Annotated in this window: 16 protein-coding genes and 3 pseudogenes; 5 read left to right on the forward strand and 14 right to left on the reverse strand. The window is 40.4% G+C overall.

Annotation, left to right across the window (positions count from 1 at the left end):
• Positions 1 to 298 precede the first annotated feature (298 nt).
• From V7K35_RS05305 to V7K35_RS05315, 3 genes and pseudogenes are all read left to right on the forward strand, one after another.
• The gene (locus V7K35_RS05305) at positions 299 to 1708 is read left to right on the forward strand and encodes an AAA-like domain-containing protein (protein ID WP_335076969.1); all 1410 of its coding nucleotides are present in this window, start codon (positions 299 to 301) and stop codon (positions 1706 to 1708) included.
• Between the two features lie 639 nt (positions 1709 to 2347).
• A complete protein-coding gene (locus V7K35_RS05310) occupies positions 2348 to 2578 on the forward strand; it encodes a DUF433 domain-containing protein (protein WP_335076971.1) in 231 nt (76 codons plus the stop codon).
• A gap of 54 nt (positions 2579 to 2632) precedes the next feature.
• Positions 2633 to 2950, forward strand: a pseudogene (locus V7K35_RS05315) (DUF5615 family PIN-like protein); the annotation flags it as partial.
• Between the two features lie 164 nt (positions 2951 to 3114).
• Here the strand turns inward: V7K35_RS05315 and V7K35_RS05320 are convergent.
• Entirely contained in the window at positions 3115 to 5316 is a 2202-nt protein-coding gene (locus V7K35_RS05320; protein WP_335076973.1) for a tetratricopeptide repeat protein, read from the reverse strand.
• Between the two features lie 75 nt (positions 5317 to 5391).
• Positions 5392 to 5826 carry a hypothetical protein gene (locus V7K35_RS05325; RefSeq protein WP_335076975.1) on the reverse strand — a complete coding sequence of 145 codons (435 nt, stop codon included), beginning with the start codon at positions 5824 to 5826 and terminating at the stop codon, positions 5392 to 5394.
• A 98-nt stretch (positions 5827 to 5924) separates the two neighbouring features.
• Here V7K35_RS05325 and V7K35_RS05330 point away from each other — a divergent pair, with 98 nt between their 5' ends.
• Positions 5925 to 6611 carry a PD-(D/E)XK nuclease family protein gene (locus tag V7K35_RS05330; RefSeq protein ID WP_335076978.1) on the forward strand — a complete coding sequence of 229 codons (687 nt, stop codon included), beginning with the start codon at positions 5925 to 5927 and terminating at the stop codon, positions 6609 to 6611.
• An 80-nt stretch (positions 6612 to 6691) separates the two neighbouring features.
• Here the strand turns inward: V7K35_RS05330 and cls are convergent, their stop codons facing one another.
• The 6 genes and pseudogenes from cls to V7K35_RS05360 form a co-directional block, all read right to left on the reverse strand.
• Positions 6692 to 8134: a cardiolipin synthase gene (gene cls, locus V7K35_RS05335; RefSeq protein WP_335076979.1), complete on the reverse strand. Its 1443-nt coding sequence runs from the start codon at positions 8132 to 8134 to the stop codon at positions 6692 to 6694.
• Position 8135: 1 nt separating this feature from the next.
• Positions 8136 to 8981 carry an endonuclease/exonuclease/phosphatase family protein gene (locus V7K35_RS05340; RefSeq protein ID WP_335076981.1) on the reverse strand — a complete coding sequence of 282 codons (846 nt, stop codon included), beginning with the start codon at positions 8979 to 8981 and terminating at the stop codon, positions 8136 to 8138.
• A 5-nt stretch (positions 8982 to 8986) separates the two neighbouring features.
• Positions 8987 to 10201 carry a DUF790 family protein gene (locus tag V7K35_RS05345; protein ID WP_334798364.1) on the reverse strand — a complete coding sequence of 405 codons (1215 nt, stop codon included), beginning with the start codon at positions 10199 to 10201 and terminating at the stop codon, positions 8987 to 8989.
• Entirely contained in the window at positions 10131 to 11732 is a 1602-nt protein-coding gene (locus tag V7K35_RS05350) for a DEAD/DEAH box helicase family protein (protein ID WP_335076983.1), read from the reverse strand. The genes V7K35_RS05345 and V7K35_RS05350 overlap by 71 nt, the downstream gene beginning before the upstream one ends.
• Before the next feature lie 979 nt (positions 11733 to 12711).
• On the reverse strand, positions 12712 to 14448 hold the full coding sequence (locus V7K35_RS05355; RefSeq protein ID WP_335076985.1) for an Rqc2 family fibronectin-binding protein: 1737 nt from the start codon (positions 14446 to 14448) through the stop codon (positions 12712 to 12714).
• A 565-nt stretch (positions 14449 to 15013) separates the two neighbouring features.
• A pseudogene (locus V7K35_RS05360) lies at positions 15014 to 16249 on the reverse strand (glycosyltransferase family 4 protein); the annotation flags it as partial.
• A gap of 1179 nt (positions 16250 to 17428) precedes the next feature.
• Here V7K35_RS05360 and psaK point away from each other — a divergent pair.
• Entirely contained in the window at positions 17429 to 17689 is a 261-nt protein-coding gene (gene psaK / locus V7K35_RS05365) for a photosystem I reaction center subunit PsaK (protein WP_335076989.1), read from the forward strand.
• Positions 17690 to 18018: 329 nt separating this feature from the next.
• Here the strand turns inward: psaK and V7K35_RS05370 are convergent, their stop codons facing one another.
• From V7K35_RS05370 to V7K35_RS05395, 6 genes and pseudogenes are all read right to left on the reverse strand, one after another.
• Positions 18019 to 18759: a DUF3891 family protein gene (locus tag V7K35_RS05370; protein ID WP_335076991.1), complete on the reverse strand. Its 741-nt coding sequence runs from the start codon at positions 18757 to 18759 to the stop codon at positions 18019 to 18021.
• Between the two features lie 470 nt (positions 18760 to 19229).
• Positions 19230 to 19922, reverse strand: a complete 693-nt coding sequence (locus V7K35_RS05375) for a manganese catalase family protein (RefSeq protein ID WP_334798372.1) — start codon at positions 19920 to 19922, stop codon at positions 19230 to 19232.
• Between the two features lie 174 nt (positions 19923 to 20096).
• Positions 20097 to 20378, reverse strand: coding sequence for a GlsB/YeaQ/YmgE family stress response membrane protein (locus V7K35_RS05380; protein ID WP_335077041.1), 282 nt, complete (start codon positions 20376 to 20378; stop codon positions 20097 to 20099).
• An 807-nt stretch (positions 20379 to 21185) separates the two neighbouring features.
• Positions 21186 to 22568, reverse strand: coding sequence for an oxygen-independent coproporphyrinogen III oxidase (hemN, locus tag V7K35_RS05385; protein WP_335076993.1), 1383 nt, complete (start codon positions 22566 to 22568; stop codon positions 21186 to 21188).
• 91 nt (positions 22569 to 22659) lie between these two features.
• A pseudogene (locus V7K35_RS05390) lies at positions 22660 to 22925 on the reverse strand (biliverdin-producing heme oxygenase); the annotation flags it as partial.
• 441 nt (positions 22926 to 23366) lie between these two features.
• On the reverse strand, positions 23367 to 24332 hold the full coding sequence (locus V7K35_RS05395; protein ID WP_335076995.1) for an MvdD family ATP-grasp ribosomal peptide maturase: 966 nt from the start codon (positions 24330 to 24332) through the stop codon (positions 23367 to 23369).
• Positions 24333 to 24375 lie beyond the last annotated feature (43 nt).

Below are 24375 nucleotides of genomic sequence, written 5' to 3' on the forward strand. Positions count from 1 at the left end.
AAAGTAGTTAAAATCACATATAATCACCTAAAAACTCGATAATTTTTGTAAAAAAAATTCTATGATTAAGTCACCTCAAATATTTGCGGATACAGAAAAATTCTCAAGCCTGGTTTGTAGATTTTTTGGTAATACCAATTACTTGTGAGGTTGCATATAACAATTTGCTCAAGGCTGATTTTGTGCATTTTTACAAATAATTGGTATAAAAACTAGCTGCTACCCACAGAAAGTAGGCTACATTGAGTTCCAAAAAATAATCCTGTGAGAATATGTCATGCTGTAGAGCCGATGAGTAATGACTATAGATGAAGTAGTACTGCTGCTAAAAGCCAGTCAAGCAACGGGTTTAACAACGCTCCAAGAGATTGTATTGCGTTCTTCCTGGGAAGGAAAAACCTATACCAATATAGCCAGTGAAACTCACTACGGCGAGGAACGTGTCAGGAAAGTTGCTGCTCATTTATGGCAAGTACTGAGTGATTTTTGTAAAGAACCGATAAATCAATCCAACTTCCGCCAGACTCTAGAAAATCACCATCTTAGCAAAGCCCATCAGCAGTTAGTTAAGGAATTCAACAAAGCAGCTACGGCTATATCCTTAGAATTTCCTAGTGGGCCAGTATCCCTTAATTCCCGATTCTACATCCCTCGTTTGCCAATTGAGGAACTCGCCTACGCAGAAATATCTGAACCTGGGAGTGTCATTTGCATCAAAGCACCTAAGAAGATGGGGAAAAGCTCTCTGATTTTGCGGTTGCTTGCACGTGCTGACAGTCAAGGTTTTCGCACCGTAACCTTGAACTTTCAGCAAGCAGATAAAGCAGTATTTGCCAGTTTAGATAAATTTTTGCGCTGGTTCTGTGCCAATGTCAGTCGGGAGTTACAGCTAGAACCAAAACTGAATGATTATTGGGATGAAGATATGGGTAGCAAAGTGAGTTGCTCTATCTATTTCCAACAGTATTTACTCTCGGCGCTCTCAAGTCCCCTTGTGTTGGTATTGAATGATCTGGATTGGGTGTTTGAATATCAAGAAATTACTGGAGAATTACTATCATTGATCAGAAGTTGGCATGAACAGGCCAAAGGCGTAGAAATTTGGCAAAAACTGCACCTGGTTTTGGTTTACTCAACTGAAATACTTGTTTCCATAAAACTGACTCAATCGCCATTTAATATCGGTTTGCGAATAAATTTACCTCCCTTTACGAAAGAGCAAGTGCAGGATTTAGCACAACGTCACGGCTTGAATTGGACAGATGGTAAAAACGTCGAGAGTTTGATGGTAATAGTGGGAGGATATCCTTATTTAGTGCGATTGGCTTTTTATCACCTTGTGGGTAAAGGGGGACTAGAAGGAGATTTAGAACAGCTATTGCAACAAGCGCCCACAGAAACAGGAATTTATCACGAGTATTTAAGGCAGTATGTGTTAGCACTACAAGATCAGCCAGAATTGGGAAATGCTTTTTATGAAGTAATTAACGCTACAAATTCTGTGAAATTAGAGCCAGCATTGGCATATAAATTACAGAGTATGGGGCTAATTAATTTAGAAGGCGATCGCAGTACACCTGCGTGTGAATTATATCGTTTATATTTCCGACAATATTTTAAAACAAGTACCCAGAATTCTGGTTGTAATTCAACAGCAACTTTTGACAGAAAGTTGAGAAGCGAAAAGGGATTTGATTTATTTGAGTAATGCTCATTTATAAATCAGGCGATCGCTTGTAGATTTACACTTATTTTCTAGAGCGATTGCAAGCTTTTGGCTCAATGATATACCAAAATGAATGCGTAAATTACTGAAATGAGTAAGCAAACTGGGGTTTGAGAAAGTAAAAGCTGCTTTTGCTTGCGGAAAACACCAAAATGAATGAGTAAAAGCAGCTTTTGTTTGTGGAAAACACTAAAATGTGAAATTAAAAGCTGCTTTTGAGGAAGTAAAAGCTGCTTTTGTTTGTGGAAAACACTAAAATGCGAAATTAAAAGCTGCTTTTGAAGAAGTAAAAGCTACTTTTGCTTGTGGAAAACACTAAAATGCGAAATTAAAAGCTGCTTTTGAGGAAGTAAAAGCTCATATTGAATAAGTAATCAGGCATTTTTGCTTATTCAATATGAATTTTAGTGTAAGCGATACCTTCGGTAAGCTTCGCTAACGCCCTTTTCAGTTTTATTCCGGTACGCTTTGCACAAAACCTATAAATTCGTATCCCCATGTAGTCTATTCTTGATTTAAGGGGGGGCGATCGCTTGTCGGTTTAAAATCAAAAATAGAGCGCTAGACTTTACAATATCATTGCACCTCAGAACGATAAAAAAGATTTTGGAGCGATCATTTGTGTTAGATCTGGAGAGAATTACATTTGACCCTAGCATTATGGCTGGACAAGCTTGCATTCGCGGGATGCGAATTCCAGTTTCTTTAGTGGTAAATTTGGTAGCTTATGGAAAGCCTATAGAAAAAATTTTAGAAGAATATCCTGATTTAGAAGCAGAAGATATTCGTCAATCTCTTCTTTATGCAGCGTGGTTAACTCAAGAACGGGTTTATACCTTCAAAAGTGCTTAATAAGTAATAATGAAGTTTTTGGCAGATATGGGAATTTAACTACGCACTGTAACTTGGTTGCGTGGTGCTGGTTATGATGTGGTGCATTTGCGCGATGAAGGTTTGCAAAGACTACCAGATAATGAGATTTTAATTAAAGCCCGTGCAGAAGGAAGAATTTTATTAACTATAGATTTAGATTTTGCCCAACTTTTAGCCGTGAGTGGGGATAGTTTACCCAGTGTGATTTTGTTTAGGTTGGGGAACGAAAATTATGATGCAATTAATGAACGGTTGACTCAAGTTTTGAGTGAATGCCAGGAAGATTTAGAGTTAGGGACAATTATTTCTGTAAGTAATGAAACTTTCCGAGTAAGGCGATTGCCTATATAACAATACGCTTGGGTTAAGGCTAAAAACTAAAACTGGCGTAGGTTGGGGAACTTCATTCTACCTCAGAGTTAAGAACAGGAAAGGCCGAATTAAAGCGATCGCTCCTTTAAGTTTTAGCATGGTACGCTTTGCACAAAATCTGTAAATTTGTATCCCCAGGTAGTCTATTCTGGATTTGAGGGGAGGCGATCACGCAAATATGCTAAATTTTTTCGCACAGTCACAGTATTAGGATGATCTGCACCTAACCGTCGCTCAAAAATATCTAAAGCTTGGATGTAAAGGGGTTCAGCTTCGCTGTATCTGCCTTGGGATTTGTAAAGTAATGCTAGATTGTTTATGCTTTTGGCGACATCAGGATGTTTTTCCCCCAGCATTTTGCGCCTGAGTGACCATACTTGGATGTACAAGGGTTCGGCTTCGCTGTATCTACTTTGAGAGTCGTAGAGTGCCGCAAGGTTATTGAGGCTAGAGATAAAAGAGGGATGTTCTTCTCCTAGCAGCTTGCGCTTGAGTACCAATGCTTGAATTAACAAGGGTTCGGCTTCGCTGTATTTACCTTGGGAGTAGTAGAGTGACGCGAGGTTGTTGAGGCTTTGTCCAACATCGGGATGTTCTTCTCCGAGTAGTTTGCGTCTGAGTTCCAAAGCTTCAATGAGAATGGGTTCAGCTTCGCTGTATCTGCTTTGGGAATAGTAGAGTACTGCTAGGTTATTGAGGCTAGAGGCAAAATCGGGATGTTCTTCCCCGAGCACCTTGTGCGTGAGTGCTAATCCTTGGATGAACAACGGTTCAGCTTCGCTGTATCTACTTTGAGAAATGTAGAGTGCTGCGAGATTGTTGAGGCTGGTAGCAACATTAGGATGTTCTTCTTCTAGAAGTTTACGCCAGAGAGCCAAAGCTTGTATGTACAAAGGTTCGGCTTCGCTGTATCTGCCTTGGGATTTGTAGAGATGCGCGAGGTTATTGAAGCTAGAGACGACATCGGGATGTTCTTCGCCTAGCAGCTTGAGCCTGAGTGCCAATGCTTGAATAAACATGGGTTCAGCTTCGCTGTATTTGCCTTGGGAATCATACAGTGCCGCGAGATTGTTGAGGCTGGTAGCGACATCAGGATGTTCTTCTCCCAAGCGCTCTTTAGTGATTTTTAAACACTCGTTATACCAATGTGCGGCTTTGTCATACAACCCTTGACCGTTGTAAAACAAAGCGTTGCCAACGAATACCCAAATTAAATCTTCATTGCTGACGTATTGAATCTGATTATTTACTACTTCTGTTATATGAGGTATGGCTTGGGAAACAGCCTTGATTTGCTCAAGTGTAAGGGTTTGAGGTATCTGCTTGGCAACTGTTACCATTACCCGACAAAGCGATCGCTTTAATTCCTCTGCCTGTTCTAAACCTGTAAGCTTATATTGGAAAAACTCCCTTAGCAGTGGATGCAATTGGTAAATTCCCTCACCTTTGCGCTGAAGTAAATGCAGTTTCAGCAAAGTATCATCTTTAATTTCCTCTAACTCTTCCTCGTCTTCCTCTGGTAAACACTGTTCCACCAACTTCCAAGATATAGGTGCAGCGGCAAATAAACTCAGCAAACAGCCAAGCTGCTTATCGCTGTCTTCTAATTCCTGCCAACTCAACTCAAAGGCAGCTAATACACCTTGTTGTGCTGTCATATCGGCTTCTGGTTTAATAAGGGCGGGTTGTTCTAGTCGCTTTTTCTCCAACCGCCGCAACATTTCTGTTAAAGATAAATCCTGTTTCCGTGCCAAATATCGCCCGACTAATTCCAAACCCAAAGGCAAATATCCCAACCATTCACACAACTGATTTGCAACAGCCAATTCTTGCTCAATTCGCTGTGGTGTTTCTTTAAAAAATGACTTTAATAACTCCAGCGCCGCTTCTGGTTGCAATACATCTAAAGATAATTCCTTTATAGATGCTCCTAAGTGTTGGCGCGTGGTAATCAACACTTTAAACCGGGAAGATGGCGAAGGTAGATAAGGCTTAACTTGTTGATATTCTCCAACATCGTCTAATACTAGCAGCACATTACCTTCGCGCCAAAGCCGAAAGCAGTATTGCACTTGCGCGGGTAAATCCAAATCCTCTGGTGGGTTTAAGTCAAGCTGCGTTCTGGCAAACTGCACAACTTGAATACCCACATCTCCAGCCTTTGCCAGCAACCAGCAAATTCCACCTTTGTAAATTTCACGATGAGCCTTTGCATATTGTAAGGCCAGTTCTGTTTTACCCAGTCCACCCATGCCAGCGATCGCAGCAATGGCTACTTGATTATTTTCCTGCAACATCTGATGAAGGGTTTGCAGTTCGTCTTTACGTCCAACAAACTTCACCACTCCACTCAGGGGTAAATTTTGCGGTGTTTCAGTAGAGGGATTTAACTTTACCTGTTCCTCAACAGGCGGGTACAGTCAGAAATTATTAGTACCAGTGAAAGTATTTCCCTGAAAGACGTTTTTAATAGAGTCAGCTAACTTTGTAGAATTGATAACGCCTGCTGGTTGCGAGTTTAGGTCATTTGCTAACGCCTGGACTTTCGGCGCTACTTGAGGATCAGCATTTGCTGCTGCTTCCACTTCTCGCACAGATTGAGCAATTTCGGTATCTGCGTCTGCTACTGCTTTCAACTCCAGCACTGCTTTGCCATAATCTAATGGCTGCTGTGGATTTTGCTCTGTTGCATCCGCTAGCAACGGTAACTTATTTTTATTATGTAGCTGTTCGATTAACTCATGACTTTTGTTTAATGCAGCTTCCCCAAGCTTTTCGCCAGTTTTTTCTAGAGCTTTAGTTAAAACTATAGTAGCGATCGCTGTTGCAACTGCTGTTAATGTTACAGGTTCCATAATTTAGTAATAAAATACAACATCGTACTGGGAAATACAAATGCAGTTCTGTCTATTTCGGAAATATATCACACACATTAAAGTCAACACACCAACTGATGCAATTTGATACCCAACTGCTACCACGGATTAATGCCACATCCAAGAGAGAAAATGGTAAACAATATTATGTAGATACCAAGGGAAATCGCTTTCCCAGCGTGACTACAATACTTAATGCCACAAAATCACAAGCAGACAGAGACAGATTATTAAACTGGAAAGCGCGTGTTGGTACAGAAGAAGCTACCCGCATTACGACATCTGCTAGTCGTCGGGGAACCCAAACACACAAACAAATTGAGCGCTACCTCCTTGGACAAAACCCTGTTTGTTCCGAAGCGAGTCGCCCTTATTGGGAGAGTATCAAGCCAGTTTTAGAAGAAATCGACACAGTTAGACTCGTGGAAGGCTCTGTTTTTCATCATGATTTGAGCTATTCTGGCAAAGTTGATTGTATTGCCAGCTATCAAGGTATTCCCTGTATTTGCGAGTGGAAAACAGCAGACAAACCTAAAGGCTCAATTGAGCATTTATATGAACATCCACTGCAACTTACGGCATACATAGGAGCAGCTAACGAATATTATCGAGATTATGGCATTCAGCTAAAGCACGCTCTCTTAGTAGTAGCGATTCCAGAGATGCCAGCAGAAGTCTTTTGGTTTGAATCAGCAGTTATCAAAGATTACTGGGAGCAGTGGGAAAAAAGAGTCGCCGAGTATTGGAAACGTAGAAGTGTTTAGAGTTAGTCAGTGGCATTGCAGAGAAGTTTTTAGCAGATATGGAAATTTCTCGATTTAAAGGTAGAGGCAATTATTAGTAATTAAAGTAAAGGAGTCAGCAATCGAGACACTCTCACAGCTAACTTGAACCAAAAAGGTTTTTTATCGTACTCATCAAGATCAACAGGAATACAGACAGCTACATCATCCTCTAACATCTTTTTCACACTTTGGACAAACCGAGGCTCGGTAACAAAACCCATAACTTCAAAGTTGAGGGAAAAAGAGCGACTATCTAAGTTAACAGTTCCTACCCCTGCGATATTCTCATCAATGACTATAATTTTCTGATGCATAAACCCATTTTTGTAACGATACAACTTGATACCGATTTTTTCCATTTCGGTGTAGTAAGAGAAGGAACATAAATAAACAAATAAATGATCGGGTCGATTTGGTAAAAGAATACGCACATCTACACCTCGCATTGCTGCCAGTTTTAAAGCTGACAATGTTGCTTCGTCCGGCACAAAATATGGACTAGCAATCCAGAGATGAGTTTGAGCTTGATTAATTAGTTCGACAAAAAAAAGCTTACAAGCTGGTAGTTGATCTGCGGGGCCTGTAGGAAGAATGAATGCAGTTTGATTAGTTTCTTGATTAATTTTTACCTGCCAATTAACTTCCAAAAGTTTTCGAGTCGCCCAATACCAATCTCGCACAAAGGAGTTTTGTAAACTTTGTACAGTTGGGCCTTCGAGCATCATGTGAGTGTCACGCCAGGGACTCAAGCGAGGATTTTTTCCTAAATATTCGTCACCAATATTCAGTCCACCGACAAATGCTATTTCTCCATCCACCACCAAGATTTTCCGATGATTGCGAAAATTATATTGCAGCCGATTACCCTGACCTTGGGTGGTGTTAAATGCACTTACTGCAATTCCATGCTGTTCTAAAGACTGGATATAAGAACGAGATAGTTTCTTGGAACCAATTTCATCGTAGAGAAAGTAGATGTTTATTCCTTGCTTGGCTTTAGCAATCAATGCTTCTTTAAACTCATTACCAGCTTGGTCATCGTTAACAGTATAAAATTGGAACAAAACATAATTTGTCGCTGATGCAATCTTTTTCAGCATCGCTTCAAAGGTTTGCTGACCATCAATTAGTAATTCAGCAGCATTACCTGATGTGAAAGGAATTTCTGTAAAAGCCTTCGCTAATGGTTGCAACTCGGCGAGATTATCTGGTGGCGCAACCTGAAATTTAATAATTTCACTATAAATCGGCTGAATAAGATTGTAGTGTTGTGCATAGACTGAGCGCAGTGTTTCAGCATATCCATGAAATTTAGTTCTTCCTAAAATCCAATACAACGGAATAGCTAGCCAGGGAAAGGTAATTAGAGAAATGCTCCAGGCGATCGCCCCTTGGGAAGAACGGACATTCATGACTGCATGGGCTGCATGTGCAACTCCCACGACATGAACAACAACTGTAGTTGTGCTAAAAATAGCTAAAACACCAGCATCTACAAGCATTTTAATTTTTTTGAGGATTTATATAAGTAAATTCTGCCAGCAATGGCTTATGATCGGATGAACAAATTTGGTCTAGCACCTTAGCACTAGATTTCTTCACATTGAGATTTCGATAAAAGATATGATCTAAAGGAGGTGATAACAGGAAGCGTTTAATTTTCTCTTTCTCATGAGGTGCGAAAATTACAGGCGTTAATCCTAATTGAGTTGTTACTTGATTGAGGATAACTGCTCTTTTTTGACTCCAAGTATTGAAATCTCCTGAAAATATTAGTGGACCACGATGTGTAGATAACGCTAGCTCTAATTCATTCAGTTGTATTTTAAATTTATTTAAATCTACAAAATTGATCAGATGACTATTTATTGTCAGGAGAGTTGTGCTTTTATCTGATAGCAAATACTCCGTAACTAAAGAAATTTTAGGAGTTTTAACAATAGGCTCATAATGTTTAGTAGTGAAAACTTTTTTTGTAACTGGACTGATTGTAGCTGCTGTGAAAATTCCCGAATAAATTTGATGATGAATATCTACAAAGTTCGGGGCAAAATTCCAATTCATTTTCAGCCAGGTTTCTAATTTATCTGCTTCTAGCTTTAGAGAAAACTCTTGTAAAAATATGAGGTTGGGTTGGTAAGTTTCAATTATAGTTGAAAAATCTTTTAACCAAGTTTGATTATAGTTTTGTTTAGCAATATTCCAACTGAGAACTTTAATTGAGTTACTATTAATTTCTGTTTGGAGGGAATAATTTTTATCAATTGTAAGTTCTTGTAAACGAATAAATCTATAAAATGGAACAAATTTCGTAACGAGACTGTTTACATATTCTGGAATATTAAGCATTACTATCAATCCATCACAGCTAACACAGCTTTCGGCAATAACTTATCTTTAAACCAAACAATTCTCGCGGGAACATCATTTAATTTTACTCCCGCCTTTTCTAAATTAAGTCGCTCGGAAATTGCCAAAATTAAATCGTCCCGTTCAGCCCGTCGCACCTGAGAAAACTTCTTTTGTAAATATTCTGGCCGCCAATAACCAACAATTTCTAATAAGAAGGTGCGTCCATCAGAATGCACCAAGCGAAAATCAGGAATCATCACACTACCAGGGATTGGGATCAAATCAACTTCTCGCTCTAACGCCCAACCGCTTTTCAATGCATCCCACTTATCAGCAAAAGATGCTTCGAGCATACTATCATATGGCTTACCTGGTGGATAATGGGATACCAAACCACATTCAGAATTAAGGGTGAAACGTCCAGTTTTCCAAGTATTTGTATAAGCGTCGCGGCTTTGGAGAATCGACGAAAGACTCCATTTGGTAACGTGAAGTAAAGCGGGAATAAGTTTAGCGATCGCTAACCCATACCGCGTACTAGGATTAAACAAACTCGTCGGACCATCAATGGTAATTGTAAACCCGTGGTCAGCATCGCCCTCAATATAAGCCATCAATTGAAACAACTTTAGATAGCGAAACAACAGCTTATATTCACCCGGAACATTGCGATGAGCATTTAACACCATTTGACTAGCTTTATAAAATACACCCTGCACTTGAGATAAGTTATAGCGATTCAACAAATCTGGCGCTGTTGGTGCATCAAAAACAGTCAAAATTTTATTTTCAGATAAATCAGCATATAGTCCATTCCGAACCTGTTCTAGTAAAACTTCCCGTTCAAGTTCTTGAGTTAACTCATCAGCAACTTTACCAAGAGTAACTTGTGTTGATTCTCGACTAGAAACAGACTTTGAAGCTAGTGAAAACACCCGTTCTCTTAACATTTGTGGTTCCAAAGGACTAATCACCTCAAAAGTGCAAAAACTGCTTTTGAGAATATAAGCTAATCCCCGCTTCACCCGATAATCTGTAGAATCTCCTTCAAAATCAGTCAGCTGTCGCTCAAGCACACCCTGAGTCTTCCCCACTGCTGATTGAAAATAATTAATCAACTCAATCGCCAACTCCGAAGTTTTCTGATCAATCTTCAGTCTCTTCGGAATAATCTCCTCCCCGTTTTGGCGATGCATCAGTAAATCTGTCGGTAACATCTGCTGAATTTTTGTTTTTAGATTTTGGACTTCCGGTTGAATAATTAATTTCTAACTGTTCCGCAGCCTTAAAACTCCTTTCCTTCCCACTCCCATACACAACCTGTAACTTCCCTTTCTCCTCCTCTGTGCGTCCTCCGCGTCTTGGCGGTTCGTTTTCTCTTTCCACACCTCTTCGCCTAGCCGAAGTCCCTTCCTCACTCGTATCCTCCGCCACCACCTCATATAAAATCGCCTGCTTATTCTCAATATTTCCCTTCCGTAAAATCCTCCCCAATCGCTGAGTATACTCCCTAGCCGAACCCGTTCCCGATAAAATAATCGCAACAGTTGCCGCCGGCACATCAACACCTTCATTCAACACATGAGAAGCAACCAAAGTATTATATTTACCCTCTCTAAACTTTGTTAATATCTCATGCCGTTCCTTCACAGGAGTTTGATGAGTAATTGCCGGAATTAGCAACTCTTGAGAAATGCGGTAAACCGTCGCATTATCAGCAGTGAAAATCAAAATTCGTGCCGGATAATGTTCTGCCAATAAATTAACCAAAATTCGCAATTTCCCATCAGTACCCAAAGCGATATCTTTTGCTTCCCGGTGCGCTAACATAGCTCTCCGTCCAGATTGCGATCTAGCACTCATTTGCACGAACATTTGCCAACCTTGCAGACTCCCCAAAGAAATTCGAGATTGCTTTAAAAAGTCATTGCGCGTTTGAATTAATTGGTTATATTTTTCCCGCTCAAGTTGCGATAACTTTACCTTAATTTGGACAATTTCATGTTCTGCTAACGCCTTCCCAGCCAAATCTTCAGCGCGTTTGCGATATACTTCTTCACCAATGAGGATATTTAAGTCAGCGTGTTTACCATCAGTGCGTTCTGGTGTAGCCGAGAGTCCCAGGCGATAGGGTGCGATCGCATATTCAGCAATCACCCGATTAAAATCTGTTGGTAAATGATGACATTCGTCAAAAACAATCAACGCATATTGATTCCCCAACGTTTCGGCGTGAATTGCTGCACTATCATAAGTTGCAACTAGAATAGCCGTTCTATCCCGTGAACCACCCCCCAGCAATCCCACCTCAGCATCAGGGAAAGCCGCTACCAAATGTGCATACCACTGATGCATTAAATCCAAAGTTGGCACTACAATCAGCGTCGTGCGTGGCGTTGACTGCATCGCCATTTGCGCCAAATAAGTCTTTCCCGCCGCCGTGGGAAGCACAACAACCCCTTGTCTACCCGCCAGTTTCCAAGCCGCTAGCGCCTCAGTCTGGTGAAGATAGGGTTCCATTTCCAGACTGGGAACCAAATCTACAGGATAAAATTTCTTCGCCTCATCAATAAAATTAACATCTTCCGCTTGTAGTGCTTCCACTAGCGATCGGTATCTAATTGCTGGAATGCGGAATTTTTGAACTCTATCATCCCATGTAGCATAGTCCATCCAACCTTTGCCACGTGGTGGTGGATGCAAAATTAATGTGCCACGATCAAAATTTAATGTAGGAGTGCGAGCCATTTATGGGGATTGGGGATTGGGAATTGGGGATTGGGATTGGGGATTGGGGATTGGGGATTAGAAAAACTCTTCCTTGTCTGCCTAGTACAGATCGGCGGAAATAAACCTACCATTTCATTACAGCTAAAAAGCCCAAAATTAAAACATGAGTGACTTTTGACTTTTGACTTCCGCCTTGCGGTACTAGTCCCTATTTCCTAATCCCCAATGCCCACTCTATTGATTACTAATAACGCAAAAAGGTATCGGCTCAATCAATAATTTAGGGCAAGCAGTTACTCCATCTGCCAATTTTGGATTTTGGACTTTCCTGCGGAACGCTACGCGTAGCTTCCTTCCACGTAGAGAAGTGGTACGGCTACGCTCAGTCGAACGATTTTGGATTTTGGATTGACCCCGGCAAGATTGAGTGTAGGGCAGCCGAATTTTGGATAATGGATGATGGAATTGTTCTGCCCATGCAACGTTGGGGCATGAACCGAAATAATTTTTAACACTTCGGCTGCGCTCAGTGTTAAAGCCGAGCGGACTTATACTGAGCCGCGTCGAAGTAGTCGAGGCTTTAATTCTTCAATTCTTTCTTCTATTATCTAAAATCTAAAATTGTTATGAATCGTGGCAACCAGGGACATAAAAGTATCCCAAGTCTTGGTTCCATCAGAAGTCTGAGTGCCATAACTAATGTATAGGCACTTTAAATACAAAAAAACCAGCCTCCCACAGCTGGTCTGAAAAATATTTTTTGTGTTGTCTTCTCAAGAGAGTTAAAACCCAATTGCGTGTTCCCAAAATGCAACAGGCAACTTTTCTTAACAATATTGTAACAGCCAACACAGATTTTTCCTGAATATTCATCAAAAAAAGATATAAACAAAGCTAAAAAGCCTCTATCTATCAGGATAATTCAGCAAACTGTAGTGTAGAGAAGTAGAAGATGGGGGAAGAGGTGAAGGGGGGCAGGAGGGAAATAACCAATGCCCTATGGCTTATGCCCAATGATGACCATTTGTGGTTTTCCCCAGAGGATGCTCTCCTGCTTGTAAATTGCAATTCCCGGTTTTGCTCCTTTGGGTTTGTAAACGTGTTTTAGCTGAGTGTAAACTACTGGCACTTGATCACTCTGACGGGCGCGACTGTAGTATGCAGCAAGATTAGCTACAAATTGCAAATCAGCTTCTTCTGCAACAGCACCCGGTTCTAAACGTAGTAGTACATGACTCCCTGGAATTTCTTGAGCGTGGAACCAGATGTCATAATCCCCAGCTACCCGAAAGGTTAATTGATCATTCTGGCGATTGTTGCGACCAATTAATACTTCAAAGCCGTTGGGGGTAAGATAACGATGAAAGTTGGTGCTGGGGACTTCATTGGCGCTGCGGCTGCGGTATTCTGGATCTTCTAGATACTTTTGTCCAATCAACTCTTCGCGGATTTCTTCTAAAGTTCGCAAATCTTCTGCTATTTGGTAGGTGTCTATCTGAGCGATCGCAGCTTCTACTTGTTCTAAATACTCAATTTCTGTCTGCACTGACAACAGTAGCGGTTCGACAGCAGAACGAGCGCGTTTGAGCTTTTGGTGCTGTTTGTAAAGACTTTGGGCATTTTGGACAGCATTTTTATCTGGTTGGAGAGCGATCGCTACTGGCAAATTTGTATCAAAATCAGCAAGGATAATTTCCTTCATCCCCGGTTCCCAGTTTTGCAGGTGAGCCATCAATAAATCAGCTTTTTGTCGATACTCATCGGCTTGATCTGATTGCTGCAAGCGCGTCTTAAAGGTTTGCGCTTTATTGCGTAATTTCGTCAGAATATTATTCAATTTCTGAGTCAACTGATGGCGCAATTGAGAAAATAACTGTTGATTGATCTGGTTACTGTAGTAGCGGTTAAGTAACTCCTGAATATCTTTGACGTTTTCAACTCCACCCCAACCCATTACGGTGTAGCCATCTTTTGTCCAAGCTGGTTGAAACTTACTGGAATCCAAGGCTTGCAGCCATTCTTGCCAGCGCTCAAATAGCCGTTGCCAATCGTCGGGGTTAAGGCTATCAGTGGATGTTTCTGGTGCAATATTTGCTTTTAACAGCATTAACTCTAGTAGTGCCGCACTCAAGCCACTATAACTTTTTAGCAATTGCCGCTTGATTGCTCCTGGCACTAAACTTACCCGTTCTTGCCAACGTTCTTGGGATTCGCTGAAACTGGGGACAGTTCCAGTCAGTTTCGGTGGTGTTTCATAAGGTTGTCCGGTTTGGATAGGACGGACACTAGATTGTTGCTGACTGACTTGATGGGCGGCGGTGATAATTATATTGCTGGCGTCGGTGAGAATGACGTTACTATACTTGCCCATGATTTCTGCATAGACATGATACAGGGCGCTTTCTCCGGGACGACGGGCAAATTGCAAATCAATAACCCGCTCCCAAGGGGCGATCGCTTCAATAGCCACCAATGCCAAACCACTCAATTGGTGTATTAGTTGTTGGCTAAAGGTAAAGGTATCTGGCGATCGCGGTGGTGGATCGCCGATACAAATATGTGCAGCTTGGGGATGCCAAGAAATCTGTAGCCAATCGCGCTGTTTCAGGGTGCGTAATGCTATGGCAATAGTGTAGCGATCGCGCTGGTAAACTTGTTCTAAGCGTGATGGTAGCCAGTTAGCGCGGATTTCGCTACAAGCAGCTGTGAGAGTGGTAAAGTCAACTGGTTGCAAAGCGATTAGTTGTTAACATTCAAATGGTAGCGATCGCTATGCTTTATATTTTCGTTTAGTTAAAGCATAGCAGACCTCAACTATCATAACGGTTACTTGGTTTGGTAGTACCTGCGAATAAAAAAACGCACAAATAAATCTATCAGTGAACCAATAGTACAAATCACTCACCCTAGAGGAAATATTTAGAATAAATTAGGACTTACGCACACTCTACGATTCTTGGCGTTCTTGGCACGGCAGTTGCTTCAAGTCGGCAGAGCCGCCCAACGCACTGCCTCGTCTTGGCGGTTCGATAAATTAAGCTTTTTGGCAATTTTTGCGTAAGTCCTATAAATGATTAAGTAATGGTGACTGAAGACTAGGAAAAGAAAATTATTGCTTACTTCCGAGTTATCCACTCACCATTATCTGTTAGGCAAAAGAATTATTTAGTAACAAAAACTGGCTGTTTTACTGTTGACTGCACTAATTCGGCAGTTGACTCTACTAGTTCTTTTGCTGTTGATTGCACTAATTCGGCAGTTGACTGCACTAATTCTTTTGCTGTTGACGCTACTGGTTGTGGCTGCAACAGTTGGGTGTAAAGTTCACTCAGTTGATTTGCTACGCCATCCCAGCTAAACTTAGTTTCAACGCGCTTTCTGCCAGCTTTACCCAATTCGTCTCGCCATTCTGGATTTAAGAGAATTCGGTCAATGGCAGACGCAAAAGCATCTACATCTTGTGGTGATGCCAATAAACCAGTTTCTTCATTAACTACAGTAAACTGAAGTCCGCCGACATCACTAGCGACAACTGGTGTACCGCTTGCCATCGCTTCGATCGCCACGAGTCCAAAGGGTTCGTAGTGACTGGGAACAACGCAAACATCGGCAGCTGCGTAATAAGTTGGCAAAATATCTTGACTCAGACGACCAGCAAAAGTGGTAAAGTCGCTCATCCCCAATTCGTTGATGATTTGCTCAATGCGATCGCGCTCAATCCCGTCGCTGTTACCTGGAGTACTACCACCACCAATAATTAGCTGAAGATTGTTGGAATCCCGTAGCCCAGACTCGTTTACTGCACGTACCAAGGTTTCTATCCCTTTGCGTGAGTCAAAACGTCCTACATATAATACAACTTTGGCTTCTTTCTCAATACCTAATTTATCTCTGGCTGCTTCTCGGGCAATTGAACCAAACCGCTGAATATCTGTACCGCAGGGAATGATGTCGATATTGCCTTTAGTGGAAACTAGCGATCGCATATGTTGTTGTTCTTGCGGACTTGTCGCCACAATTCGCTCTGCTATTTCCAAAACTTGTTTTTCCACTTCTAATCGCTTACTAGCAATCAGAGGAATATTTTCTATACTGTTATACTTGACTGCTCCTAAGGAGTGGTAGGTGTGAACCTGTTTACTATCTTGGATTTTATTTAACTCCATCCCCACCCAACTAGAGAGCCAGTAGTTAGTGTGAACTAACTGGTATTTAAAGTCATTTTTTACTTGGAATTTAAGGAAATTATCCACAAATTCTGGGAGAAAATCAAAAAGATCATCTCGTGGCACAAACTCAAGGGGACCAGCTTTTAAACGAATAGTTCGACAATTGTCGCTATGTTCAACAATTGAGTCTTGCTCCAGACTCACTTTGCGGGTAAACATATCAACTTGCCATCCTAGCCGCGCTAATGCTTCACCCACGTGGCGCACATAAACATTTTGTCCCCCAGCTTCTTCTTTCCCTATTTCAATCGCTGGATCTCCGTGGACGGAAATCAAGGCAATACGTTTTTCGGTGGTAAAGTTCATAGTTTGTGTTGTGCTGATTTTAACAAAGTTTTCGGCTATTCCAAGTCCGTGTATAGCACACTTTCCTGAATTGTTTAAGAACTTTGATTAATATTGATTTTAATTTACTATGTCTAATCTTTTTTTACATCTTCTACCAGAAATATACTCTTAGGGCAAATATAGGACTTACGCAATAACTATCTGAAACCTTATTCCTTTGTGTCCTTTGCGGTTCGTTTTTTCATAACTTTGCGTAAGTAAGTCCTGTATAAATATTTAATTTCTTTAGATAGAAGAAATTACTATAGTTATATCTAATACTTTTGATAGATGAAAATTATATTTTTTTCTGGCGCAGATAAATTCTATAGATAGATGCATTCAACGTGAGTTCGAGGAAGTTACAGTAGCAGTCAGGAGTAAAAAAGGTTTTTTATCAGGCTTGTAAACCAAAGCACTAGCTTACTAACTTGCAATCCGCTGTAAAAAGCAGTCACAGGCAGAGCAGGTAAACCTTTTAGGTCAATAGACCTCTTGCAAAAATCCTTGAATCACCCCTCCCCAACCCTCACGCCACTTGCTTCAAGTCGGGCATTGCCCGCCCAACGCAGTGGCTCCCCTTATGAAGGGGAGGGGGCAAGATTTAAAGTTTCCCCTCAATATATCGGGGAGCCACTGCGTTGCGGTGAGGCAGTTCCTCATGGGGGAAACCCCCATGAGGAACTGCTGAACCCGAAGGGAGGTTCCCTCCGTTGTAGCAAGTGGCGTGGGATTAAGGGGGGTCTATTCGACTTATGCAAGAGGTCAATATTTAAAGAAGGTTTATTTTTTTAATAAGCTGTGCCAGGAGTTTGCCTACCTTTAACTAGTTGCTCAGAGCCAAATCACTTATTGAGATATAAGAATGTTCTATTTTTTACTTGAAATATTATTAACATTCGCTGCATTATAGATCAACCGCGATTAATTCTTCTTAGCATTTGATAATCCGGTATAGTTTAAAACTAAAAAATGCCTACTTCTTACATTGAAATTCAAACCAGTTACCACAGTCAACTCACCGCGTTGAACTTACGTTGTATTAAGTAGTAAGAATAACTGTTAAATATTGATGCAAAATTGGGTACTTTGTGGAATTTGCTTCGGAAAGTTTCAGATTATATTTTCAATCATTAATAAATTTCAGGAGCAAATCAGGTGTTTACTTCAACCTTACTCGCTGCTGCAACTACACCTCTGCAATGGAGTCCGATAGTTGGACTGATTATCATTATTGCCAATATCATTGCCATTGTCATTGGCAAATCTACTATCAAGTATCCCAACGCAGAACCAAAACTACCCTCAGTCAATTTCCTGGGTAATTTTGGTTTACCAGCCCTTTTAGCAAGTACCGCCTTTGGTCATATTTTAGGAGTGGGCGCTGTCTTAGGGCTGCATAACCTGGGAAGAATTTAGGTTCTTACCCAAGTTAGCCTTTATTTGATGATTCATTTTGTCTCCAGCTTTGAGCCAGAAAGTTAGTTCTCTGGCTCTTTATTTATTGAATACTGAGTTTTAATGTCTTAAATAGTGAGTGCAATTATAAGATATGGCTTTATTGTAGAGATCAATAAAAAAGCAAGTTACAGATTTTTTTAGCTGGATCAAACTTATTATCCTGTAAAGCTTTCTGAGAGTGCTTGCTATTCCAGATATTAGCTAACTATTGCTATCCCTTTGAGAAGATGTTTTAAAAGTCGTAAAGTATACTGAAAACCCCACTTCAAAACCTCCTTTCCTTGACTCTAACTCTTAACAAATGTCCACTTTAGCACCTTGATAGGGGCTTTTTGTAGTGCTTGAGTTAATTCGGTGCTGCTCTCAAATTTTACCTGGGATATATCGCAGGCTTCGACGTTGACTGTGAATTTATCCTCCTGGAAAGGCCAGGGTTTGACAACTACCAAATTATCACTGCGCTGCATGATGTCATAACGCTGACCTTCAGGACCCTTACTAATTTCTAAAAACCGCTCATCAGCAGGTAGTTCCTCCTGACAGAGGATCAAAGAAAGGCGATCGCACCATTGCATAAATGCATAGGCTGCATCAACTTTCTCCTTTTTGATGCCCAGTTCTTTGTACCAACGCTGCTGGTTTTGAAGTTGCTCATCTAAAACTTTGTCTAGCTGTGAAGATTTACCCCGGCTTGGCTCATTTAGACGACTGATGTGCATGGAAATTAATAGAGCCACCCATCGTCCACGGTAAAGGGCATTCTTTGCTAGTTCAGCCAATTTCTCGACACCGGCATCTGCATCAGCATCAGAATTGAGGGTGAAATCCTTTGGTGCCCCTGCTTTAGTAAGAATATCTTCTTCCCACTCTTTTTCTAGGTCATCGTGATGGGAAATTGCAGCTAGCGTTTCATATAACCTTTCTGGAGCATTTTTACGTCGCCACTGTCCTGCCAGTTGAGCTGCTAACAAAGCATGGGCACGATGATAAATGACTTCCCAACCATTTTGCGTAGCCTTGACAATCACAAGTCAATCTCCTGATTCTGAGTTTTGGTTTGAATTTGAATTAATTTTTGAAGTCAGAAATGTTGATGTAGATATTGAAGGGCGATCGCTCTGACTTCTTTAGTGTGGCTTAGGATTAATATCTATAGCTATTCTTAATTGAGTGTTAAATAGTCTATTCTTCATGGCGCATATGTATCCACAGTAAATATTGCACCCAAATTAATATCAGCAAATACTGCTAGGTTTAGATTCCCGACTTCTCAGAGAAGCCGGGAATCTTGGTGTCCAAAAATGATTTAAGATTGCTATAGGTTGAATTTAGCTAAATTCAACCTAAAAAATCTTTTGTGTGGACAAACAACCCAATAATTGCAAAATAAAGTGGGCTATTTGCCCACCGGATGATTGAGAGTTTTCAACAATCTGTCAAAAACATTTGAGCCTCAAATCAACTTATACTTTAACCACTCTAACTACAACCTATGCAATTAAGAGTGACTTTGTAGCGGATCAGCAACGTATTTGAATGTTGGCTCAGAATTCCAAGGGCCACGCTCATCTTTACCATTACCGTTTGTAGATAAGTTGTAGTAAAGAGCAACAGTTTCATCTGGCTTAACATTACCAAAGAATGGATCTGTCAACTTACCCAGTGAATCTAGAGCTTTCATAAACATCTGAGTATGAGAAATTTCTCGTGTTAACAGATGGACTAAAGTCTCTTGGGTTCCTTGGTCGGTTGCCAACTTGATCAATGATTCGTAAGTCTGACGAGCACCAGCTTCTGCTGCAATGTTGGCTCTCAAATCACGCACTACATCTCCGCCTTCATTTAAGTAACTTGCAGTCCAAGTATTACCCTGGCTATCTAGAAAATGAGGCCCCACCCCTCGAACTGCAAATAGAGTACTCTTAAAAGCCTCTGTTTGATCCACATCTTTGGTATGAGCTTCGATGAGTTTACCAACCATTTCTAAATGGCCGAATTCCTCAAGCGCAATATCTTGGAGCATATCTCTAATTCCAGCATTTTCAACATGGAATGATTGAACCCAATATTGCAGGGCTGCACTAAGTTCTCCAGTAGCTCCACCAAACTGCTCTAGAAGCAATTGAGCATAACGAGGATTTGGTTCACTAATCTTTACTGTATGGATCGGGTCTTTTTTGTGAAAAAACATACTGTTATTCTTCCGAAAATAGTGTTCTTACAGAATGGATCGACTGAATTTTTTATCTGTGAGGATTTTTCAACTTTTTTCTAGCTAATTGGAGACTTTATATGTTTCTAAAGTTAGCTAGAAGACTGAGAAAACACAGTATTCGTTTAATGGTTGATAACTACCGATAAACAGTTAGGCATTGCTACTTTTTCTGATTAATCCCCATAGATAAATAGCAACAATTGCGCCGAGCACAGCCACTAAAATACCAGGAAGAGTTAAAGCAGTAGCAGCAGCCGCAGTATTTTGCAGAGTTCCTGCTTGTATCAAGGTAAATAGACTTCCACTGACGAAAGCACCAATGATACCCAAAACCATTGCGGAGACAATTCCACCACCTTGATAATCAGGATAAGTAGCCTTAGCGATCGCACCTGCCAAAAATCCTAAAACTACCCAAGCAATAATACTCATAACTGCCTCAACCATTTCACTTATATATAATTTATCAACTTTTATTCACAATTCTTTCTACCACATGGGATAAATGCTAAATCCAAAAGTTAGACAAAAAACTTTACATCCAGATTGGATATAAATCCTTACCATTAAAATGCTAAATAAAAGTTTTTTCTAGATTAAGTCATGAATTATTCAAAATATAATCTTGGATCTGATTAACTGAAAAAATAGACAACAACAATAAATTAATTTATCTACTTTTATACCTATCTTAAGAAAGAAACATTTTATCTAACTTTTTGGGGATGCGTAAAAAATATTTACTTGTAAATAAAATGGAGATTTTTTGTGATAATTCATTATTAGTTATATGTTATTGCACATAATAATCAACTAGGTTCTTTGGACAATTTTTATTTAATAACTTTATAAACTGACCAAAGAATAATTTTATTAATCACTTATGAAATTACACAGGACAATTTACTTACACTAATTATTGTGAATATTAGACCTGTTGCATAAGTCGAATAAACCCCCCTTTATCTTCCCTTATAAAGGGGGGAAACTTGAAATATTGCCCCCTCCCCAATACATCCAGGGAGGGGTGATTCAAGGATTTTTGCAAGAGGTCTATTGAATATATAGCAATCCTAAATCATTCGTGAAAAGTTAGATTCCTGACAACTTTTACAAAGTTGGGGATCTAGACGCCGCAAATTTAAACGAAATCAGATAGCATTGCTATATCATATTCCCTCAACCGTTATTTTGAAGGTAGATTGAGGAGATAATATGTAGCCATTTGCAGAAGTTATCTCAAATCGCACGAGAGAATTTTGTCTCTCGCGTTCTTGTGTGAGTATCAAATATGACGGCAATATTTCTAACTAGTAATCTACCAATATCTGTAATATGGATATGATTTTTTGATAAACTGACCAGGCTATCGGCTTCTAGTGGTTTTAACGCCTCTAGTTCATCAAAGAAATATTCATCAAAATTGATATGATATTTGTTTTCAATATCTTGCTTATGAAGCTGAAAGTGAGACATAATTCCCATGATGACATCCCGTCTGATAATGTCATCTTGAGTAAGTTTGATACCTTTACTAATAGGTAAAGCACCCGTTGCAAGTGTTTGATAATAATCCTTTAATTCCTTGTGGTTTTGAGCATAAGCATCTTCTAGCATACTGATGGATGTAGCACCAAAACCAAAAAGTTCTGTTTCAGCATGAGTAGTATAGCCCTGGAAGTTGCGCTTGAGAGTACCATTCCGTTGAGCGATCGCTAATTCATCATTAGTTTTAGCAAAATGATCCATCCCAATAAATAGATATTGGTTATTCGTTAATTCTTCAATGGTCATTTTCAGAATCTCTAACTTTTCCTCTGCTGGGGGTAGCGCCTCTTGAGGGATATTTTTTTGCGTCGGTTTTAGCCACGGTACATAGGCAAAGTTAAAGACAACAATTCGGTCAGGGTCTAACTCAATAGTCTTTTTCACCGTCTCCCGAAATGTCTCACGGGTTTGATAGGGTAAACCATAAATAAGGTCTACATTCACACTCTCAAACTTAGCTTCTTTGACCCAACTCATGACATCAAAAAGCATTTCTTCTGGCTGGACACGATTAACAGCTACTTGAACTTGGCGATTAAAATCCTGAATGCCAAAACTAATGCGGTTAAACCCAATCTGTCTGAGAAATAAAATATAGTTTCTATCGATATAGCGGGGGTTGATCTCAATTGAGATTTCTGCTTGTGGATCGATGTTGAAATAGCGATTGATATTTTTCCATAAATATTCTACTTGGTAACGATCCAAGTAATTAGGAGTACCGCCTCCCCAGTGGATTTGTAGCACTTTTCTATCTGGATCGATTAAAGCAGAGGTGTTTTTGATGTCTTGAATTAAAGACTCTAGGTAAGGTTTGGCAATATTTTTGTTGTTGGAAATTACCGTGTTACAGCCACAGAAGTAGCAAGCACTTTGGCAAAAGGGGATGTGGAAATATAAAGAAAGAGGGGTTTTGCGTTGATTCGAGGCTGCGATCGCGGCCTTAAAATCAGTTTCAGTGAATGTTTCGCTTAATTCTGTAGCGGGCGGGTAACTGGTGTATCTGGGGGCGCGAGTGTCGTACTTTTGGATCAGATCCAGATCAAATTTGACACTAGGTAGTACAAAAACCATTGAGTTGCTTTCCAATAAATGTGTGAGGGGAAGGGGGATGAGGGAGGCAAGAATAATTACTGACTCCTAACGATTAATCGCGTCTCCTAACTTAATTAGCCGCAGCTATTTCGGTGCTACCTGAATTCTGGGAACGAGTAAGGCTTCCTGAGCCATCTGTAAATTGAACCGAAAGGCATTATTAGCTTCTACAACAATCCGTTCTGCTGTTATATCATTAATGGATAATGCATTTAATGCCTGACGATACTTATCCTTAAATGCCTTTTTGTCAGGAATTTGCTCAAAATTGCAAAAAGACGTGCCTTCATAACCAGAATGCTTCAGGGCTGACTGAGCAACTTTTTGTAGCATTTGCTATTTCGGCGTTCGCATTTGTTGTTTCGGCGTTCGCATTTGTTGTTTCGGCGTTCGCATTTGTTGTTTCGGCGTTCGCATTTGCTATTTCGGGGTTCGCATTTGCTATTTCGGGGTTCGCATTTGTTATTTCGGGGTTCGCATTTGTTGTTTCGGCGTTCGCATTTGTTATTTCGGCGTTCGCATTTGTTGTTCCGGGGTTCGCATTTGTTATTTCGGCGAACTTACAGCGTTTTTCAGGTAAATGAGGTACACAGGTAGGGGCACAACATTGTTGTGCCCTTACTTGTGCAATTATATTTGAGGTTCTTGTAATAAAAGTTTTTAGCTTTAACAGTATTTACGCAAAAATTGCTAAAAAGCTTAATTTATCGAACCGCCAAGAGCGCCATCGCGCAGCGTCTCGTAGAGAAGAATTCGTAGAGTGTGCGTAAGTCCTATTTAATTCTGTAGAATCTGTGCGATCGCCTGAGAAATCGGTAAGCCAGGACAGCGTTCTAACCAGAAAAACTCGCCAACTGGGTTAACCTCAAGAAATACATGACGACCATCAGGAGTCAAAATAATATCAATAGCTCCGTAGTTCAAACGAAACTCTGCCATGAGTTTGAGCAGTTTTTCTTCGACATCTTCAGGCAGAGTGTATGACTCCCAAGCGTCGAGTAAGGCAATTCCCTGTTTGCGCCAATCGTAACGCGCCTGATCCAAAGCTTGAGAATCAACCGCAGCTGTCAACACACGCTTACCGACAATAATTGTCCGCAATTCTAATGCCTTGGGGATTTTTTCTTGAAATGTCATTGGGCAGAAACGTAATCCATCAAGGTTGTCCAGATCCTCAGATGAAATTGGATTTGTAAACACAACTTTTTCTAGTCCTTGTTCATCATAAATGGCAAAGGAAGAGAGCATTTTTGTAATCATTCCCTGCTTACACTCTTGGGCAAATTGCTTCACTGCCACTGAATTGTTTGTAGTCAGAGTGCGTGGCGTATCTAAACCGACCTCTCGTGCTATTTGTAATTGCAGTTGCTTGTTTTCGGCTCGACGAATATTTGGCAGAGGATCGAGATGGAAACCCTTAATACTAGCAATCATTCCCTCAATTGTGACGCGAGATTCTTTTAGTGAGGCTTGTCTAAGTTGCCTGTCCATCGAGTCGGGAATTTTTGATCCAATTGCAATACGCCGATACCAAACTGCTGAGACTTCACTCAAATCCAATGTTTGATCATCTACGAGCAGAGTAACTCGTTCACTTCCAGCATAGTAAACATCTAAGGTGATTTCTGTAGGAAATCGGTCTGTGTCAAAACGAAATGCTTTCCCTCCTTGGGCAACAATAGCCTGAATAACTAAAGGAATACTTTCGTTGTCTTGGCTGTGAGTAATGATTAAAACAGTCATTTAAAGGATGAATAATGAAGTACGGTATAGATAAATATAGGGG

Source organism: Nostoc sp. (assembly GCF_036917275.1).
GTDB lineage: Bacteria > Cyanobacteriota > Cyanobacteriia > Cyanobacteriales > Nostocaceae > Nostoc.